This window comes from Streptococcus rubneri, assembly GCF_004785935.1.
GTDB lineage: Bacteria > Bacillota > Bacilli > Lactobacillales > Streptococcaceae > Streptococcus > Streptococcus rubneri.
In genome coordinates, this window is record NZ_SRRP01000001.1 from 1,432,333 (window position 1) to 1,451,442 (window position 19,110).

The 19,110-nt window shown below is 42.7% G+C and carries 11 protein-coding genes and 1 pseudogene; 4 read left to right on the forward strand and 8 right to left on the reverse strand.

Annotated features, from left to right (window positions below; translation table 11 throughout):
* Nucleotides 1-2 precede the first annotated feature (2 nt).
* The 6 genes from secA2 to E5S68_RS07200 form a co-directional block, all read right to left on the reverse strand.
* A complete protein-coding gene (gene secA2, locus E5S68_RS07175) occupies nt 3-2,387 on the reverse strand; it encodes an accessory Sec system translocase SecA2 (RefSeq protein WP_200773496.1) in 2,385 nt (794 codons plus the stop codon).
* Nucleotides 2,388-2,413: 26 nt separating this feature from the next.
* Nucleotides 2,414-2,884 carry an accessory Sec system protein Asp3 gene (gene asp3 / locus E5S68_RS07180; protein WP_135782928.1) on the reverse strand — a complete coding sequence of 157 codons (471 nt, stop codon included), beginning with the start codon at nt 2,882-2,884 and terminating at the stop codon, nt 2,414-2,416.
* Entirely contained in the window at nt 2,881-4,425 is a 1,545-nt protein-coding gene (asp2, locus tag E5S68_RS07185) for an accessory Sec system protein Asp2 (RefSeq protein WP_135782929.1), read from the reverse strand. The genes asp3 and asp2 overlap by 4 nt, the downstream gene beginning before the upstream one ends.
* Nucleotide 4,426: 1 nt before the next feature.
* Nucleotides 4,427-6,004 (reverse strand): accessory Sec system protein Asp1, encoded by a 1,578-nt coding sequence (gene asp1, locus E5S68_RS07190; protein ID WP_135782930.1) that lies wholly within the window; start codon nt 6,002-6,004, stop codon nt 4,427-4,429.
* Between the two features lie 8 nt (nt 6,005-6,012).
* Nucleotides 6,013-7,227, reverse strand: coding sequence for an accessory Sec system protein translocase subunit SecY2 (gene secY2, locus E5S68_RS07195; RefSeq protein ID WP_135782931.1), 1,215 nt, complete (start codon nt 7,225-7,227; stop codon nt 6,013-6,015).
* A gap of 276 nt (nt 7,228-7,503) precedes the next feature.
* The gene (locus tag E5S68_RS07200) at nt 7,504-8,511 is read right to left on the reverse strand and encodes a sugar transferase (RefSeq protein ID WP_135782932.1); all 1,008 of its coding nucleotides are present in this window, start codon (nt 8,509-8,511) and stop codon (nt 7,504-7,506) included.
* 712 nt (nt 8,512-9,223) lie between these two features.
* Between E5S68_RS07200 and E5S68_RS10525 the strand changes: the two genes are divergently transcribed.
* From E5S68_RS10525 to E5S68_RS10540, 4 genes are all read left to right on the forward strand, one after another.
* Entirely contained in the window at nt 9,224-9,748 is a 525-nt protein-coding gene (locus tag E5S68_RS10525; RefSeq protein WP_167470835.1) for a hypothetical protein, read from the forward strand.
* A gap of 39 nt (nt 9,749-9,787) precedes the next feature.
* Nucleotides 9,788-10,186 (forward strand): hypothetical protein, encoded by a 399-nt coding sequence (locus E5S68_RS10530; protein WP_167470836.1) that lies wholly within the window; start codon nt 9,788-9,790, stop codon nt 10,184-10,186.
* A 39-nt stretch (nt 10,187-10,225) separates the two neighbouring features.
* Entirely contained in the window at nt 10,226-10,420 is a 195-nt protein-coding gene (locus E5S68_RS10535; protein WP_167470837.1) for a hypothetical protein, read from the forward strand.
* A 351-nt stretch (nt 10,421-10,771) separates the two neighbouring features.
* The gene (locus tag E5S68_RS10540; RefSeq protein ID WP_167470838.1) at nt 10,772-11,092 is read left to right on the forward strand and encodes a hypothetical protein; all 321 of its coding nucleotides are present in this window, start codon (nt 10,772-10,774) and stop codon (nt 11,090-11,092) included.
* A 605-nt stretch (nt 11,093-11,697) separates the two neighbouring features.
* Here the strand turns inward: E5S68_RS10540 and E5S68_RS10850 are convergent.
* Both E5S68_RS10850 and E5S68_RS10905 read right to left on the reverse strand, forming a co-directional pair.
* Nucleotides 11,698-12,999 (reverse strand): annotated as a pseudogene (locus tag E5S68_RS10850) (LPXTG cell wall anchor domain-containing protein); the annotation flags it as partial.
* Between the two features lie 197 nt (nt 13,000-13,196).
* Complete coding sequence (locus E5S68_RS10905; RefSeq protein ID WP_135783113.1) at nt 13,197-18,824, reverse strand: accessory Sec-dependent serine-rich glycoprotein adhesin; 5,628 nt, start codon at nt 18,822-18,824, stop codon at nt 13,197-13,199.
* Between the last annotated feature and the right edge of the window lie 286 nt (nt 18,825-19,110).

The following is a 19,110-nucleotide window of genomic DNA, read 5'->3' on the forward strand; positions in this document are numbered from 1 at the left end:
TATTATGGGAAATGCAATACAATTTCCCCTTTTTTATTGATTTCTACCCGGCTGAGTAAAAGATTACGAACCATCTGTTCTTTAGACAAAGCCTTCATCCGCTCAAAGGATTGATAGGCTTCCTGGAAAAACTCAACTAATGGATTCTTTTGGCTAGCATATTGACCAGACAAAGCAGCTCGAAGTTGCTGCAGATAATCGACCTGTTCGACCCAGTTTTCATCGATGGCCTTTAAAATAGCCATCCGCTGGAATTGAGCAATTACTTCATCGGTCCCCAAAATCTCATATTTTGCTTCCAACTCTCTTTGAGCAATTTCCCATAAGAAGTTTGCCTTGGTTTTTTTAGAACGGAATGATTGATGGGCTGTCTGCGGGTCTACCTGATAGCTCACATTGTCCAAAATATAACGATAAAAAGCAATGGGTTCTATGTAATCTTTATTCTTTGCCACTCTCACAAAGACTTCTCGAACTACCTGTTCGACAATTTCATCCAAACGCCCTTCTTGCTTAATCAAGCGGTCACGTTCCTTGTAGATGATATCCCGCTGAATATTCATACTTTCTGCAAATTCGAGCGTCATGCGACGACTGGCCTGACCCGAACTTTCACTTGCATTTTGAGCCCGTTCTACCAGATTCTTATATTTTCGTTTGGTCAACGGCTTAGTGGCACCAATTCGCTCGTCTACATCATAGTCATGGTAAGTATCCTGAATCCAATCTGGCCCCCAGTTTTTCATCAAGTCATCTTCCAAAGAGACAAAGAATTTGGTCCGTCCAGGATCTCCTTGGCGACCCGAACGGCCTCGAATCTGCAAGTCAATCCGTTGGTTCATCATCCGTTCGGTCCCGACAACTACTAGCCCTCCTAGTTCAGCCACTCCAGACCCCAACTTAATATCGGTTCCTCGACCAGCCATGGAGGTTGCTACAGTCACTGCTCCCATTTGGCCAGATTCTGAAATGATTTGGGCCTCCCGAGGAGCATTATTGGCATTCAAGAGGTTGTGTGCAATGCCCTCCCGCAATAGAAGATTGGAATAAAGGATGGACATCTCAACGGAACCAGCAAAAACTAAGATTGGATTGCCTTTTTCATGGACTTCTTTGACGTATTCTAAGGATGCAAACACTTTTTCAGGCAGGGTCTGATAGATCTCATCCGGCAAATCCTTTCGGATTTTTTTTCGGTTAGTCGGAATTTTGATGACGGACATGGCATAGGTATCCAAAAACTCGGCTTCTGCCACCTTCCCTGTCCCCGTCATTCCTCCAAGCTTACGAAACATCTTGAATAGATTTTGATAGGTGATGGAGGCCATAGCCCGGGTCTCCTGCGTTAAACTAAGACCTTCCTTGGCCTCAATAGCTTGGTGAAGTCCCCCTTGCAGACGGGTCATTTCCATGAGACGACCGGTTGCCTGATCCAAGAGAACGACTTCCATCTCCCCTCTTGCATTAGGATGGATGACATAGTCCTTGTCACGGGTATAGTTTTTATTAGCTTGGAGAGCCAAACTAATATGACGGACTAAATCCCTGTGCTGAGGGTCGTAAAGGTTTTGAATGGCTAAAAAGGATTCGGCTGATTTAGCTCCTTTTTGTGTTAACCAAACACGCTTTTTATCTTCGTCAAACTTATAATCTTCCCCTTCTTTGAATGTTTGAATCAAGGTATCAATAATTCCATAGAGATTGGATTGAACACGAGGAGAACCTGAAATAATCAAAGGCGTTTGAGCACTATCCAAGAGAACAGAATCAATTTCATCCACGAGGGCATAATTGAAGTCTGCTAAGAACTGTCCATCTACCGAAGCTGTCAAATTTTCTGTCAAGTAATCAAATCCCAAGCTGGTATTAGTGGTATACACCACATCTGAACGATAGATTTCGCGCTTAACATCTGCAGGTAGCTCTTCATCTTCAGAAGCCTTCAAAGGCACCCCAACGCTCAAACCTAGAAAACGATAGACCTGCCCCATTTCTTCAGCATCCCGTGTAGCCAAATAGGTGTTGGTCGTGATCACCATCACTCCCTTGCCTTCTAGAGCATTTAGATAAACTGGCATGGTCGCTGTTAGGGTTTTCCCCTCACCGGTATTCATCTCTGCGACATTCCCCTGGTGGAGGACGATCCCTCCCATGACTTGAACATCATAGGGAAACATTCCTAAAACCCGTTGGTCAGCTTCTCGAGCTACCGCAAAGGCTTCTGGCAATAAATCATCCAGAGTTTCTCCTTGGGCCAATCGTTGACGAAACTCTATAGTTTTTTCTTGCAATTGGAGATCCGTTAATTGGGCCATATGATCTTTCCAGCTATTCACTTCCTTCAAGATCTTTTTAATTTTTCTTAATTTAAAATAATCCAATGTGATCCTCTTTTACTAGCAGTCTGGTTCGTCTATGCGAGAACCTCTGCTCCCTCAGACGAATTGGGTGTAATAGTGAAATAATGAAAAACAAATTCTTGCATGCCAGCGCTAAGGAGATGCACTTCGTAGGCGTAGGCATTCTCTGGATAAACAAAAGCCAAGCTCCCATCTGATGCTACCTGACGTTTGACAGCCACACCAAAACGATCTTGAAAAACAATCTCCACCATCACTGTATGAGAAGGCGTAGAAGTCATGCTCACATCTAATACATAAGATTGACCTCTTTTTAAGAGAGGAAGACTAGGAGCCAAACGATTGTCGCTGAAATTGCTCATTGATTTCCAGGTCTTTAAAATTTGACCAGAAGGCATCAAGGGGTTCTTAAAAACAACCTTATCCCTCGCAAAGCCTTGGATAAGCGATCCCCATAAATAGTCTGCTGAAGACAAGGGCCCCCAATAATGCCGTCTGGCTTCTTGTTGTTTAATAGTTATCATTCGATCCTTCCAAAATCTCTTTCCATGATTTCTTTGTATTGGGTTAAAAACCATTCAACAATCGGTGCAGTGGCATCATTGTGTCGACCAGGTCGACTAGAACTAATGATCCGCACAGGGTAATCATAGAGGGCTTCCAAAATTTTCGGGTAGGCCAGTTGATCATAGTCATCATCTCTCATATAGGCCAAGGCCAGAATAGTATCCTTCAAATCCGCTTGATTGAAACGATTCCAAAATCGTTGGTTCAATAAATCAATGCCCTCCCTTGAGACTTGTCCGACAAGCAACTGCATCATATCTAAGGACGTCCCAAACTCATCAGGGCGTTTGAATTTCAAATTAGCTGCCACATCCCCAAGATTAATAATCGGTTTCCCAACTAAAATGGCATGAGGCGAGTAGGAGGCCCCATAGTACAAAGCTCCAAAGGTTCCCATAGAAAGTCCTGAAAAATTCATCTCTTTTGGACCGAATCCTAACCAGTCTAGATGCTGATCAATGTAAGCAACTATTTGGTCTTCTAGTTCTTGAGAGCCCATATAGAAGGAGCCACCCTCTAAGCGCGGATCTGAGAAGAGAATAAAGGGACTTCCCATTCTTCGCATCATGACAAATCCTTCAAACCCTTCTGCCGGACGATACCCTGAAAAATAAATATTTAAAGGTGGTTTCAGGTCTCCTGGATGGAAGTAGGCAAAGATTTCCTGACGCTTGCTGTCCCGAAGTGTTTGAGCTCCAATGGTCATTTCTCCGAATGGACCATGAGAAAAACGCTTGTGTAAGGCCCCAATCTTCAACTCCCCTTCTCCTTTTGCTTCCAGACAAAAGGACAGATAATATCGCTCAAAATCATCCAACAAGATTGGCTCTTTTAGGTCTTCCTCAGAGTAGACAATCTCTTTTACAAGCTCACTAATGCCCCCACTTTGGAAGAATTGAATGCGCAATTGAAGTTGGCAAGAGGGCTCTTTTTCATACTCTAACCATAAATTAATAGGAGTGATCCCATCGTAAACATAGTTATAAACCCACTGAGCCAAGGGAGTAAAATCTTTCCCGAAAGCCCCCTTCAGCTGCAAGAGGTGTTTCCCCAAAACTGTCTGCGAGCCTGGAAAATCAGGACGAATGCGGATATCATAGGCCGTAAAAGCATCCCCATACTGACCATCATAAAGGAAACGAGTGACTTGATAAAGAAAACGGGATTTGTCTGAAAAATCCCAAGCCCTAACCTGTTTCAACCGAAGCAACTCCTTCACTTCTTCCGGAAAGGCTTCTTGTTGGAAATGGTGATTGTAAAAAATGGTATAGGGTTGAAAAAAGTCCATCTGATCCTTTAGAGCCAACAAATCTTCAGGTCGATCTAGTAGCAAGGCTTTGAATTTTTGGATTTCCTGCTCTTCCATATACTCTTTTAAAGAGGGCAAATCTTGGCCTGAAAAATAATGCCACCCCATTTCTTCTGGAATCTCTACTTGTTCCAGCCAATTTTCTGAACCAATTTGAAGAATATGACTTGTTTTTGACTGTTTGTCCATACTATTCTTTCATCCATCCTTCCCACTTGGCTATCAAACGCGGACCCGTATACTCTTGAATTTTATCGACAGAGTAAACCAGAGCTTCGTTCCAGGGTTTCAAGGTTGTTAAGTAGTGTTTCAAAGCCTTCTCTAATTCTCCTTCTTTGGATATGATATAGCCATTCTTTAGATGATCAACGAATTCCGTCTTGGTTCGATTGACCTGAGGAATCCCCGCTGAGATCCCCGCAATTTGTGTATAAAGATTTGGTTCATCATTAAGGTCTACAATCAAGCGGGTCTGTTCCAACTCCTTGATAATATCATTCTCATTAAAGAAGTTCTTCACTGTATAACGATATTCTGGCGCTTCTACAGCTAACTCATCATCCTGGATCTTATTCTCCCCAAGTTCCTGCTCTGTGACTGTTAGTTGCACTGAAGCTAAGGCAATCTCTTCTTTTATCAATTGATTTAATTGACTTCTTAAGGTAAGCACATGATTTTCAGATGCACTGTAAAAGGCAAAAACAAGCTCAAACAAGGAGTTCTTAGCCAAGATTTCCAGCAAATTCTTTAGGAGCTTTTTCGATAGAAAACCGTCTTCTCCCACATAGAAAAAGATTTTTGATTCTTTGCGTTCCTGACTATTTCCTAATCGTAAACGAGAGTCAAAAGAGGTCACCCGGTGGACTTTTGACTGCAAGGTTGGAGAAAGTTCAAGAATGGCTTCTTTTGTCTGTTCACTATCTGTGACAATCAACTTGACATCCTTTAAGCAAAAATGAAGTAGGGAATCATCTGGAGACAAGGGCTGGCGTTTTCCATAAAAAGACAGAACTTTTTTAACTCCAAATCCTAATTCTTGCAAGAAGGGCAAGTTGGCAGGATGAGCTGCAAAAACTGCTTGATCTTGCTGAGGTACGATGGTCCCAAGCAGGAACTTCATTTTCTCCATGATGACTTCTTTGATTTCCGAGTAGACTTCTTTCTTAAATAAGGATTGAACATGCTCATTCACAAAAACCGAATGATTATCTTCCGTCAGCATTTCACGTAGAACCCAAGTTCCGTCTACACTGAGATACTCTTGGAAATAAGGATGCCCACTTTTATAATAAATAGCACTAGAAATGAAGCCACGATCATCTAAATATTCAATGAAGGCAATCTCTCCATCCTTGAGGCGAGTAATAGAGAGGATATTGCCATCTACACCCACATCAATTTTTGCAATCATCTCCCCTCGACGAAAAGCCACTACCTGAAAAGGGGTGTAGGCAAAAGTGGTCTCTGAAGGCCACTCTAAATCCTCAATCTGGACAGGCATCATTTCCTGATCTGGAGAGACCCCCTGCAAGTGATCAAAGACAGAAAGATAGTCTGTTTCTAACAAATCTTGACGGTGTAAAAAATAGCGTAGTTGCGGAGCATAATGTGGAATCAGTAACTTCCGCTCTATCCCTGCATCTTGGAAGACGCGCACCTGGTTAATGGTATCATCAAACTCGATTGAATCCTTCATCCAGTACCAAGGGATGGTGGTGCTATGCCAGGTCCTTTCTGACCCGTACCAAGCTGGTATAAAGTAATACATGATAACTCCTAGAATAGTCTTGTATATCGTTGATTTACTTGGAGAGCATGAATCTCTTCCCGAATGTTGTATATCATTCCGACAAACATAAGGAAGGTGCCTGGAATCATTGTTAAGCGCAATAAGTCCTTATCCCAAAGTAAAACTGAAAACGGTAGGGCAGTAAAAAGAATGAGGTAGAGGGTCCCAAAAACAGTTAGGCGTAACACAATCCTATTAATAAATTTTCGAGTATCTGGACCAGGATAAACCGAATCGATATACTCTGAATTTTTCATCATTTTTTCAGCGATTTCCTCTCCATTGACATTGACAAAAGAAAATGCAAAGGACAAGAGGGCAATCATGAACACGTAGAGGAGGATCCAGACAGGCTCACCCATCACCAATTCTTTCGCAAGCTTAGCAGCCCACTTAGCATTTGAATCCATTGAGAGAACCAACAACAGCACATACTGTGGAATCGATACCAAGGTCATGGCATACATAAACGGCATCCCTCCAGCTGGATTTAGCTTAATATCTAAAAACGTATAACTTTTTAGGTTGTTGTGAATCCCAAGCTTATTAACTGGAATGCGATACCGAGCATACTCGATCAAGACGGCTGTAAAAACAAAAACTAAGATGAGAAAGAGACCAATTGTATACCAATAAGTTGGAATATCAATTTTAGATAAGGTTCGCATAATATCCTCTGGCAGATACATCACCATCCCAGCCATCATGATAACGACTGAATTCCCCAAACCGAGCGCGGCATTTAAATCTGAGAGCCAGACTAAAAAGAAGGTGCCTGCAATCATAATCATCGTGTTGACAGCAATCACAAGTGCTGAATCTAGACTGGTTTGTAGAGGTAAATACATGGAAACAGCCAAGGCTTGGACCAAGGCGAGTACCAAGGTTAGATACATTTTTCGTCGCTCTACAATATCTGCACTGGTCTTTTCGAGATTAAAGCGTTTGGATACGGTAAACATCCGCCACAAAATCATCGAAGACATCCAAGGAGAAAGGCCGATTGAAAAAATCGACATTCCTCGTAAATTTCCTCCCATAATGGCACTGGATAGTTGCAGGCCCGTCGCAGTGGTTTCATTCACATTAAGCGCTCGTGACAAATCAACAAATGGCAATGCAATTTTACTACCAAACACATAAATAAAGACGAATAAAATCGTCCAACAAAATCGTTTCCCAACTTCTGATCGTTTCATCATGTTAATTTAAATAATTTTTCTTTCTCCGGACTTATTAGAATCTTCTAAAAATCCTTTTGTTACAATGAAACAAAGGGTCTATCAAAGACACTAATTCTTCTTTTATTTTACCATATTTTAGCTTTTCCTGAAATCATTTACCACTTTTTGAAATTGGATTCTTTCTCTCCCTATTTTATCTTGAGAAATCGGATGTTTCCATCAAAAAAGTCCATCAGAATCGGATCTGAAGAACTTAATTTTAACTCACTGATATTTCCACCATTCAGTTTTTTATCATTCATTCAAGGTCATCATCGCATCGACGAATAATTTTTTTGTAAAATAACCATTTCGAATTAAGAATGACGTATATTTGGCTTGCTGAGCCATCTGATGATAATGTTCTGCTGTACAGTCTTTCACTACTTGATTGGCCTCTTCCAGGCTAGAGACTACAAATCCAAGACCTTTCTCGCGGATATAATCGGCATTCGAAAGATAATCAGGGACAACCACTGGTAAGCCCGCTGCTAAATAGGTCGATAGTTTGTAAGAGATATTTCCCTTGTAGTAATCGCGCTCATCAGCAGGATTCTCAGAGTTCCCCCATACCAAGCCAAAGCCTCCCTTTGAAAGCTCCAACAATAATTCTTGTTGGGTTCGCCATCCCTCCAGTTGAACTTTAGAATAGTCAACCCCATCTTCTCTTTCTGCATAGACATGAAGAGGTGTATCGTACTTCCAACCAAGGATATGAGGGAAACGAGAAGGTTTCCCAGAGAAAATCAGTTTTCTCTCAAACTGTGGACTATATAAGTCTAATTGATGCGTCAAATCCCACATTTTTTGAACAACGTATTTCTTAACTGTCAATCCTTCTGCCACTAGCTTGTGGTACATTTGCTCTGATGGCACTACTACCACGTCACTCTTATTATACATCTCGATATAGGCCGGCATGAGATAATAGTTACTTTCTTCAAACATGAGTGGGGGCACATCGTGGATAAAGGTCACTAGTTTTACTTGAAGACTCTCTAACTTATGAACTAGGTGAGAGTCCCATTCTATCCCATTCCAAGATGGAGATTGAACGAATACAATATCCCCAAAAGAAACTCCGGCTAGGATGCCATCCATGCGAGAATTCAGCTCTCCCCATGATTCATCTGTTTGATCATAAAAGTAGATGCCAAGCTCATTGACTCCAAGTTCTCGGACAATTTTCATAATATCATTCTGGGCCATTAAGGCTACACTTCTGGAAGATTGCCCAAATAGATTTGTAAAATGGATTTTCATCTCTTGCCTCTTCTTTTTCCACTACTTGTTTATTAAAAGTTTCTGCACTTGCATTCTTCGATGAGCTGCAAAGTGACTAACTTTCAGACCACTAGTTAATCACTTTTGCACCGATTTCCCGAACAAGTGCATCCTCATTCATTATAACATATTCTTTAACTAATTTCGTATTTCTCATCCTCTCACTAGAGCTAATTTCTCCATTAAAAAACCAGCAGATCCATCTTAGGATTTGCTGGTACTTAGTAATCTGGAATGGCACCATTTTCCAGTCTGATTACAGGACTATTTTTCTTCTTTTTTCCGATGACCTAGTGATGTTAAACCTGCAAAGAGAGCAGCTATTCCTGCAAGGAAATGACCTTTTGAAGGGACCATGCCAGTCTCTGGAAGTGTTCCTTTTGCTTGACTGTTTCTTTGTAAAGAGACCATAGACTCTGATGGGATCCAGGAAGTTGAAGAATGCCTTGATTCTTTTTGAGAAACGAAAACACTTGTCGATGCCAATCCACTCGCTGAGATCGAATCTGAAGATAGGCTTGAATGTGAACGAGTTTCAGACAATGAGACACTGGATGAAACAGATTCGGAAACAGGGAGTATTTGTGACATCAATACCGATTCGGATAAAGATTCGGAGACGGATGCCGAGGCAGATTCGCTCACTGATTGTGATTCTAAAACGGATTCCGAGGCAGACTCGCTCAAGGATGTGGATGTTTCTTCTGACTTAGACGCGCTCACTGAGTGGGAGTCTGAAACGGACTCTGACGCAGAGTCACTTAAGGATGTTGATGTTTCTTCTGATTCTGAGGCGCTCACTGAGTGGGAGTCTGAAACGGACTCTGACGCAGAGTCACTTAAGGATGTTGATGTTTCTTCTGATTCAGACGCACTCACTGATTGTGATTCTGATACAGATTCTGACGCTGATTCACTTAATGAGGTGGACGTTTCTGCTGATTCAGACACGCTCACTGAGTGGGATTCTGAGACGGACGCTGATTCACTTAATGAGGTGGACGTTTCTGCTGATTCAGACACGCTCACTGAGTGGGATTCTGAGACTGACGCTGATTCACTTAGGGATGTTGACACTTCTTCTGATTCCGAGGCGCTCAAGGAGCTGGACCTTTCTTCTGACTCTGAAGCGTTCTCTGATTGGGATTGGGATTCTGAGACGGACTCACTCAAGGATGTGGACGTTTCTTCTGATTCAGAAGCACTTGTTGATTGAGATTCAGACACGGACTCTGACGCTGATTCGCTCAAGGATGTGGATGTTTCTTCTGATTCAGACACGCTCACTGATTGGGATGCTGATACAGAATCTGAAACAGATTCACTTAGGGAAGTTGACACTTCTTCTGATTCTGACGCACTCGCTGATTCTCTCAAGGATGTGGACGTTTCTTCTGATTCAGAAGCACTTGTTGATTGGGATGCTGATACAGAATCTGAAACAGATTCACTTAAGGATGTTGACGCTTCTTCTGATTCTGACGCACTCTCTGATTGGGATTCTGATACAGAATCTGAAACAGATTCACTTAGGGATGTTGACACTTCTTCTGATTCTGAAGCGCTCACTGAGTGGGATTCTGAAACGGAGTCTGACGCCGATTCACTCAAGGATGTAGATGTTTCTTGTGACTCTGAGGCACTCACTGATTGAGATTCTGATACAGAATCTGAAGCAGAATCACTTAGGGATGTGGACGCTTCTTCTGACTCTGACGCACTCTCTGATTGGGATGCAGAGACAGAATCTGAAGCAGAAGCACTTAGGGATGTGGACGTTTCTGCTGATTCAGACGCGCTCACTGAGTGGGATTCTGATACTGACGCTGACGCTGATTCACTCATTGAAGTAGAAATTTCTTCCGATTCTGAGGCACTCTCTGATTGAGATGCTGATACAGAATCTGAAACAGATTCACTTAGGGAAGTTGACACTTCTTCTGATTCTGAAGAGCTCACTGATTGGGATTCTGACACAGATTCTGATGCCGACTCACTTAGTGAAATTGACGCTTCTTCTGATTCTGAAGCGCTCACTGAGTGGGATTCTGAGACTAATTCTGAGACAGACTCGCTCAAGGAGCTGGACCTTTCTTCTGACTCTGAAGCGCTCTCTGATTGGAATTCTGATACGGAATCTGAAGCGGACTCGCTCAAGGAGCTGGACCTTTCTTCTGACTCTGAAGCGCTCTCCGATTGGAATTCTGAGACGGAATCTGAAGCCGACTCGCTCAAGGAGGTGGATATTTCTTCTGATTCTGAGGCGCTCACTGAGTGGGATTCTGAAACTAATTCTGAGACAGACTCGCTCAAGGAGCTGGACCTTTCTTCTGACTCTGAAGCGCTCTCTGATTGGGATGCTGATACTAATTCTGAGGCAGACTCGCTCAAGGAGCTGGACCTTTCTTCTGACTCTGAAGCGCTCTCTGATTCTCTCAAGGATGTGGACGTTTCTTCTGATTCAGAAGCGCTCACTGAGTGGGATGCTGATACGGATTCTGACGCTGATTCACTCAAGGAGGTGGACGTCTCTTCTGATTCAGAAGCACTTGTTGATTGAGATTCAGACACGGAATCTGAAGCAGACTCACTCAGTGAAGTAGATGTTTCTGCTGACTCTGACACACTAATCGATTGGAATTCTGATACGGAATCTGAAGCGGACTCGCTCAAGGAGCTGGACCTTTCTTCTGATTCTGAAGCACTCACTGAGTGGGATTCTGAAACGGAGTCTGACGCAGACTCACTTAGGGATGTTGACACTCCTTCTGATTCTGAAGCACTCACTGATTGTGATTCTGAAACGGAGTCTGACGCAGACTCACTTAAAGAGGTAGAGATTTCTTCTGACTCTAAGACACTCTCTGACTGAGACTCTAATTCTGAAAGCGATGAGGAGGCCTCTTCTGATAAGGAGATTGATTTTTCTTCTGATTCGCTTTCCGATATTGAACTAGAACGGCTATCACTTGCAGAGATAGCACTCGAGTTAGACAGAGAATCACTGAGCCACTTAGATTCAGACAAACTCTTCGACTCAAATATTTCCTTTGACTCAGACTCCAATCTAGATGCACTTTCAACCTTGGACAGACTCGAAGAAACACTCATAGAAAGAGAGCGAACACGAGGATCTTCTGTCAAAGGAACGATTACAGTATTTGTCGTATTATCTTTGAAAACAACGGTAACTTCTCCAGTTGCTGAAACCGAATAGGACTTAAAATCCCTAGAAGATATGAGACGAGGGTTCACAGCCTTAAACTTTTGCCACACTTCTTCTTTTTCTGTATCAGTCAAACGAGAAAGATCAGATACTTGCGTGTTTGACTTCACAGCAACAATAGGATTTCGAATCCCATCATTTTGAGGCAATACTTTAATTCGGAAAGAACGGTCTATAAACTGGTTGTGAGCGTTGGTAAAACGAACGGTAATCGTATATGTTTCCCCTGGTTCCACAACCTCTGTGTCTCCCACTTTCCCCTCAATCAGCATGGGAGCAAAGGGTGTCTTCAAAGTAGCATTCGGCACCAAGACACCATCTACCCGCTCACTATTTGGGGCATAGCCCATAAAGGTTAAGACAACACCACCATTTCGCTCCCGAACAATATACTGGAGTCTCACTGGATCTGAATTATAAGCCGTAATGAGGTGCCCATTGCCAGGCCCACTCATAACAAATGGTGCTCGCAACATTTGATCAGAGCCTATTGCATACCCATTTCGAGAATCACGTCTTCCTGAAGTAGCACGCAGGACAAGATTGACCAGACGATTTCGGGCAGTCTTAGCTTGCTCCACGACTTGACTTTCTTCAGCTGAAGGATTCGCCAATTGATAACGAATAGCCTCCAAGGCCTGCTTCCCAAAGGACACTGTTTCCTTTCCATCTTCTAGAGCTTTAGCTTGGTCAATATACGTATAAATATCCTGTGCTAACTTCTTAAGTTCTTCCTCTTGCTGATTCAATTGGATAGGAGAAGGTTCCGTTAAGAGTGATTCTGATAAAGAGGTTGAACTTATCGAAGTAGATGCTTCTGAACTAGCCATTAACGGAATAACTGAAACAGAGGTTCCTGCTAATGAAGAGAGGTTCTCTTCACTTGCCAAAGAGTTGATTTTTTCACTAGTTAGTGAATCATCGGCAATCGCTAAAACTAAGCTATCTTTTCCAACTAGCCCTATTTCTGAATCCAAATCTGAGCCGAAACTTTGTTTGTCTTCTTGATCCGCAAATGTAGGCTGAGAAATGGATACTGCTCCAAGCAGTGCGCCTGTAGTAATCAATCCCCTCGTGAGAGCCATTTGACCTGATCTGACAAACGACAAGGTCGGAGCTCCTTCTTTCCCTAGCTGTTGGAAAAAAGTAATATTTGAGCACGCAACACGCATCCAAATTTTCCCAGCTTTGACCAATTTAAATCGTGTAATCCTCTCTCCCTTCCAGGACTTTCTACTCATCCTCTTAAATAACACATTTTCTCCCTAAAAATTATTCTCTTTTGATTATACAGGATTATTAATCATTTTCAATATATTTGACTATTCTTTCATAGTTGATTTTCACTAGAAAAAAGCAAATCTCTTTCGAGACTTGCTTTCACTTATTTTTAAATCCTAAGTTCATCTGTAGCCAGAAATAGAATGATTTTGATAGATTAATTCTCATCCTTTTTCTTACGACGACCCAAGACAGCAATACCTGCAAGAAGCGCCGATGCTCCAGCTACAAACATATCTGTTGACGTTGCTGTTCCAGTTTCTGGAAGAGCGACTTCTGACCCCTCATATTTTTGAGAAGAACTTGACGATTCAGATTGTGACAATGACTCAGATTGTGATCTAGACTGACTCATTGAAGCTGAATAAGAAGTTGACGCACTTATTGACGTCATTGTCGATTCAGAACTTGATGTACTTACTGAAGTCGTTGTTGATCCTGACGCTGACGAGCTTACTGATGCTGATGCGCTTGCTGATGCTGATGCACTCATTGATTCAGACGCTGATACTGATTCTGATGCTGATGCAGACTCTGATGCTGATACTGATTCTGAAACTGATGCAGACTGAGATGCTGACGCTGACGAGCTTGCTGATGCTGACGCGCTCGCTGACTCAGACGCTGATGCGCTTGCTGATGCTGATGCAGATTCAGATGCTGATACTGATTCTGAAACTGATGCAGACTCTGATGCTGACGCTGATTCTGATTCTGATGCTGATGCAGACTCTGATGCTGATGCAGACTCTGATGCTGATGCAGACTCTGATGCTGATACTGATGCACTCATTGATTCAGACGCTGATACTGATTCTGATGCGCTTGCTGATGCTGATGCAGATTCAGATTCAGATGCTGATACTGATTCTGAAACTGATGCAGACTCTGATGCTGACGCTGATACTGATTCTGATTCTGATGCTGATGCTGATGCTGACGCACTCATTGATTCAGACGCTGATGCTGATTCTGAAACTGATGCAGACGCTGATGCTGATGCTGACGCACTCATTGATTCAGACGCTGACGAGCTTGCTGATGCTGATGCTGACGCGCTCGCTGACTCAGACGCTGATGCGCTTGCTGATGCTGATGCAGATTCAGATGCTGATACTGATTCTGAAACTGATGCAGACTCTGATGCTGATGCTGACGCGCTCGCTGACTCAGACGCTGACGCGCTTGCTGATGCTGATGCACTCATTGATTCAGACGCTGATACTGATACTGATACTGATGCTGATGCAGACTCTGATGCTGATGCTGACGCACTCGCTGACTCAGATGCTGATGCGCTTGCTGATGCTGATACTGATTCTGATGCTGATGCAGACTCAGATGCTGATGCGCTTGTTGATACTGATTCAGAAACTGATGCAGACTCTGATGCTGATGCAGACTCAGATGCTGACGCTGACGAGCTTGCTGATGCTGATGCTGACGAGCTCGCTGACTCAGACGCTGATGCGCTTGCTGATGCTGATGCTGATTCAGATGCTGATACTGATTCTGAAACTGATGCAGACTCTGATACTGATTCTGATGCTGATGCAGACTCTGATGCTGATGCTGATGCTGATGCACTCATTGATTCAGACGCTGATACTGACGCGCTTGCTGATGCTGATACTGACACAGATTCTGATGCAGACTCACTTAGTGAAGTTGAGGCTTCTTCTGACTCTGATGCGCTCACTGATTGAGACTCTGACACAGATTCTGATGCAGATTCACTTAGTGAAGTTGAGGCTTCTTCTGACTCTGATGCGCTCACTGATTGTGATTCTGACAAAGATTCTGATGCAGATTCACTTAATGAGGTAGATGTCTCTTCTGATTCTGAAGCACTCACTGATTGTGATTCTAACACAGATTCTGATGCCGACTCACTTAAGGATGTAGATGTTTCTTCTGACTCTGAAGCGCTCACTGATTGAGACTCTGACACAGATTCTGATGCTGATTCACTTAGTGAAGTTGAGGCTTCTTCTGATTCAGACGCGCTCACTGATTGTGATTCTGAAACGGATTCTGATGCTGATTCACTTAATGAGGTAGATGTCTCTTCTGATTCAGATGCGCTCACTGATTGTGATTCTGAGACTGACTCTGATGCCGACTCACTTAATGAGGTAGACGTTTCTTCTGATTCTGATGCGCTCACTGATTGTGATTCTGAAACGGATTCTGAAACGGATTCTGACGCTGATTCACTTAATGAGGTAGATGTCTCTTCTGATTCTGAAGCGCTCACTGATTGAGACTCTGACACAGATTCTGATGCAGATTCACTTAGTGAAGTTGAGGCTTCTTCTGACTCTGATGCGCTCACTGATTGGGATTCTGACACAGATTCTGACACAGATTCTGATGCAGACTCACTTAGTGAAGTTGAGGCTTCTTCTGACTCTGATGCGCTCACTGATTGTGATTCTGAAACGGATTCTGACGCTGATTCGCTCAAGGATGTGGATGTTTCTTCTGATTCAGATGCGCTCACTGATTGTGATTCTGAAACAAATTCTGACGCTGATTCACTTAATGAGGTAGATGTCTCTTCTGACTCTGATGCACTTGTTGATTGTGATTCTGAGACTGATTCTGACGCTGACTCACTTAAGGAAGTAGATGTTTCTTCTGATTCAGATGCGCTCACTGATTGTGATTCTGATACGGATTCTGACGCTGATTCGCTCAAGGATGTGGATGTTTCTTCTGACTCTGATGTGCTCACTGATTGTGATTCTGATACGGATTCTGACGCTGATTCACTTAATGAGGTAGATGTTTCTTCTGACTCTGATGCGCTCATTGATAGTGATTCTGATACGGATTCTGACGCTGATTCGCTCAAGGATGTAGATGTCTCTTCTGACTCTGATGCGCTCACTGATTGTGATTCTGAGACCGATTCTGACGCTGATTCGCTCAAGGATGTAGATGTCTCTTCTGATTCAGATGCGCTCACTGATTGTGATTCTGAAACGGATTCCGACGCTGATTCGCTCAAGGATGTAGATGTTTCTTCTGACTCTGATGAGCTCACTGATTGTGATTCTGATACGGATTCTGACGCTGATTCACTTAATGAGGTAGATGTTTCTTCTGACTCTGATGCGCTCATTGATAGTGATTCTGATACGGATTCTGACGCTGATTCACTTAATGAGGTAGATGTCTCTTCTGATTCAGATGCGCTCACTGATTGTGATTCTGACACAGATTCTGATGCCGACTCGCTCAAGGATGTGGATGTCTCTTCTGATTCTGATGCGCTCACTGATTGTGATTCTGAAACGGATTCTGACGCTGATTCACTTAATGAGGCAGATGTCTCTTCTGATTCTGATGCGCTCACTGATTGTGATTCTGACACAGATTCTGATGCCGACTCGCTCAAGGATGTGGATGTTTCTTCTGATTCAGACGCGCTCACTGATTGTGATTCTGAAACAGATTCTGACGCTGATTCGCTTAATGAGGCAGATGTTTCTTCTGACTCTGATGCGCTCACTGATTGTGATTCTGATACGGATTCTGACGCTGATTCACTTAATGAGGTAGATGTTTCTTCTGACTCTGACGCGCTCACTGATTGTGATTCTGATACGGATTCTGACGCTGATTCGCTCAAGGATGTGGATGTTTCTTCTGATTCAGACGCGCTCACTGATTGTGATTCTGAAACGGATTCTGACGCTGATTCACTTAATGAGGTAGATGTTTCTTCTGACTCTGATGCGCTCACTGATTGTGATTCTGATACGGATTCTGACGCTGATTCACTTAATGAGGCAGATGTTTCTTCTGATTCAGATGCGCTCACTGATTGTGATTCTGAAACGGATTCTGACGCTGATTCACTTAATGAGGTAGATGTTTCTTCTGACTCTGATGCACTCACTGATTGTGACTCTGAGACTGACTCTGATGCCGACTCACTTAGTGAAGTTGAGGCTTCTTCTGACTCTGATGCGCTCACTGATTGGGATTCTGAAACGGATTCTGACGCTGATTCACTTAATGAGGTAGATGTTTCTTCTGACTCTGATGCACTCACTGATTGTGATTCTGAAACAGATTCTGACGCTGATTCGCTTAATGAGGTAGATGTTTCTTCTGATTCAGATGCGCTCATTGATAGTGATTCTGAAAGTGATGCAGACGCTTCTTCTGAGATTGACTCACTTAATGAAGCAGAGGCCTCTTCTGACTCTGAAGCACTTGTTGATTGTGATTCTGAAAGTGAGGATGAGGCTTCTTCCGATAAGGAAGCGGATGCTTCTTCAGAGAGAGAGATGGATTCTGATACCACTTCTGATGTGCTCTCCGAAAGGCTACTTGATAGGCTCATCGATTGACTGGTCGTATCCACCTCAGATTCAATAACCTTACTACCACTAAAGAAATTGATTTTATTGTTATCTGTTTTACCTGCAAAAGGAGAGAAGGTGAAGGAAGTATCAGCTCCAGTGACTGGAACCGTCCAAGTCGATGTGAGGCCGTACCCTTGCTTAGCCTGATAACCGTTCATTTGGTGTCCATTTGCCCAAGTAAAGCCATCATCTTTCTTCACAATCGGTGTCGTATTAGCCTTCAGATTACTAATTTTATTCCCTTGTGAATCCGTAATATAACTTGTTACATTAGAAGGAGATCCAAAGCCCTTGCCTAAGGTAAACATCGTTTGTGTTGAGGTTCCTGAATTATAGATCGAATAGCCATAGGATAAAGCTGCTGGTTTCTCTACACCAGGTGTTTCAGGGTTATCGTAAGTGACCGTATACGTAAAGGTCACTGTTGTTCCATCGTTAAAAGCTTTTAGCTTATAGTAAATTGGAATCTTATAGTTGGTATCTACTCCTGATCCTACATGCAGCTTGGTTTCCCCAGTTGCAACGTTCAAAGTCGCCTGGATAGCCGTTTCACCATTGACAGTTGTATTGCCAGTAAAACCTGCTGCATTCAAGGTAACCATCAATTCATCAATCGATTTTCCTAAACGATCGCGTTGCTCAGCATAAGCCTGTGCAGAAACATTGGCATTGATCAAGCTATTGCTAGCTGTCAATTCTGTTTGGACTTTGGCAATCGCTGATTCAAGGGCTTCTTTACGCTCTGAAATCGTCAAATTCGATGAATAATTTCCAGCTAACTTGTTCAAAATTTCTGCTTCTGAAACATTTTGTGCCAAGACAGTTCTTTCATCAGTCGTAGCAGGTGACTGCTTGGTTTCTTCCGTACCTTCTGACTCAGTTACAGCAACAGTTGATTCACTAAGAGCTGAGGACAACTCTTTAGAACCTTGTTCACTCAATGAAAGTGAGATAGAGCTTGATACAGACTCTGACAATGATACAGATGTGCTCTCAGAAACTGATGTAGATTCAACATTCTGCTCTGATACCGATTCCGATACAGAAGTTGTACCTAGAACCACACTATCTGCTTCTGCAAGTGCCTCAGTATCTAATTCAGATGCTGTCGTTGTTTCAGCACCTGTTTCATCAGCTTGAGCCGCTGTCGTCACGACAGCCCCACCAAGAATAGCCCCCGTTGCTAAGATCCCCTTCAACAAGGTCCGACTTGAGGCTTCTTTCACTGTCATGGATTCTGCAACTACATCTGCTACGACTAATTCTTCAACTTGACCACGGACTACTTTAAAAAGACCCAAGTTGGAAGTTGCTGCACGAAGCCAATTTTTCCCGGATTTGATTAATTTATATCGGGTTACACGATCGGTTTCACGAAATGATCCATTTGAACGTTTAAAAAACATGAACGATTTACTCCTATGATTTTTACTAACGTATTATTATACACTTTTTAAGTTTAAATGTAACTTAAAGTAACTCATATTTTGAATTTGTCAAATTTCTGATAATTTACTTTATTTAAACTATTTTCAATTGCTTTTTCTTCCAAAAATACGAAGTCGTTTTCAATCCTAATTTATCAATTTTTTAAAGGTAGTCTTATAGATCTTCAAATTTTTGCATCCTGAAGATTGACTCATCCGAAGCTTATTCGATCACTTCTTCTTTCACTTCTCACAGTTTTTTGCC